Source organism: Streptomyces panaciradicis (assembly GCF_023516615.1).
Taxonomy (GTDB): Bacteria; Actinomycetota; Actinomycetes; order Streptomycetales; family Streptomycetaceae; genus Streptomyces; species Streptomyces panaciradicis.
Genome location: NZ_JAMGBF010000241.1, coordinates 1 through 1,506 on the forward strand (window position 1 = coordinate 1; position 1,506 = coordinate 1,506).

Here is a 1,506-nt window from a genome sequence, read left to right on the forward strand (position 1 = left end):
CCAGCAGGCCCCGGTCCAGCAGGCCCCAGTCCAGCAGCCCGCCGCACCCCAGCAGCAGGCCCCCGCCGAGCCGCCCGCGGCCCCGGCGCAGCAGGCGCCCGCCCAGCCCGTCGCCGCACCCGGCTTCCCGGTGCTGCGCCCGGTCGACGAGGACACCCAGTCGGGCGGGTCCGCCACGGCGACCCCGGCGTCCGGCGTTCCCGCGGCGGCCCCCGAGCAGCCGCAGGAATCGGCGCACCCGCAGGAGCCCGAGCAGTCCGAGGAGGAGCCGGAGCTCAACCACGCCGCCGCCGACGCCGAGGCGGCCCGCCTCTTCGGCGGGGACGACGACGCCGAGGAGCCGGAGGAGACCTCCGTCGACGAGAGCGAGACGGGTTCCCCCGCCACCGCCGAGGTCGACGAGCCCGCACCGGACGTCTCCGGCACCGGCTCCCCCGCGCAACCGGACGCCGAGCCCGAGCCGGCGCCCGCGCCGGAACCCCCCGCGCCCTCCGCCCAGGCGCAGCCCGAGCCTCCGCAGGCCACCCCGGCCGGGCAGCCCCCCGTGCCGCCGCAGGGCGCCCCCGGACTGCCGCCGCTGCCACAGGGCTTCGTCCCCGCGGACCCGGCACAGGCGCACGCGGCCGCGGCCCAGCAGCCCGGCCACCCGGACCCGCAGGCGGGCCCGTACGGCTATCCGCAGCAGGCGCCCCAGCCGGGACAGCCGTATCCGGAACAGCCGTATCCGGGACAGCCGCAGGTCCAGCCTGCCCAGCCCCAGCCGGGCCAGCCCCAGCCCCCGCACCCTCACCCTCACCCGCAGCAGGCCGGCTACGGCTACCCCCAGGCACCCGGTCAGCCCGGCCAACAGCCGCCCGCGCAGGGCGGTTTCGGCCCGGCGGCCGCACACCCCGGCCAGCCCGCCCCGGTAGACCCCCGGCAGGCACCCCAGCCCCAGCCCCCGCACCCTCACCCTCACCCGCAGCAGGCCGGCTACGGCTACCCCCAGGCACCCGGTCAGCCCGGCCAACAGCCGCCCGCGCAGGGCGGTTTCGGCCCGGCGGCCGCACACCCCGGCCAGCCCGCCCCGGTAGACCCCCGGCAGGCACCCCAGCCCCAGCCCCCGCACCCTCACCCTCACCCGCAGCAGGCCGGCTACGGCTACCCCCAGGCGCCACAGGCCCCGCAAACCGCCCAAGCGTCCCAAGCCCCGCAGGCCCCGCAGGCCCCCCAGCCGCACCCGGGCCAGCCCCAGCCCCAGCCCCAGCCCCAACCGCACCCGGGTCCGCCCCCGGCAGCGGGATACGGCTACCCCCAGGCCCCCGGCCACCCCGCGCAACCCCAGCCCCAGCCCCAGCCCCAGCCTCCGCAGCCCGGCTACGGCTACCCGCCCCACCAGCAGCCCCAGCCCCCGGCCGGCTACGGCTACCCCCAGCCCGACCAGGCCCAGCAGCCGCAGCCGCAGGCACAGCCGCCCGCCCCGCAGCCCCCCGCCCAGCAGCAGCCCCCCGGCCCCTACGGCAACCA

General features: G+C 80.3%; 1 pseudogene. It reads left to right on the forward strand.

From position 1 onward, the window contains the following. Nucleotides 1-1,506, forward strand: a pseudogene (locus tag M8J74_RS42550) (hypothetical protein); the annotation flags it as partial.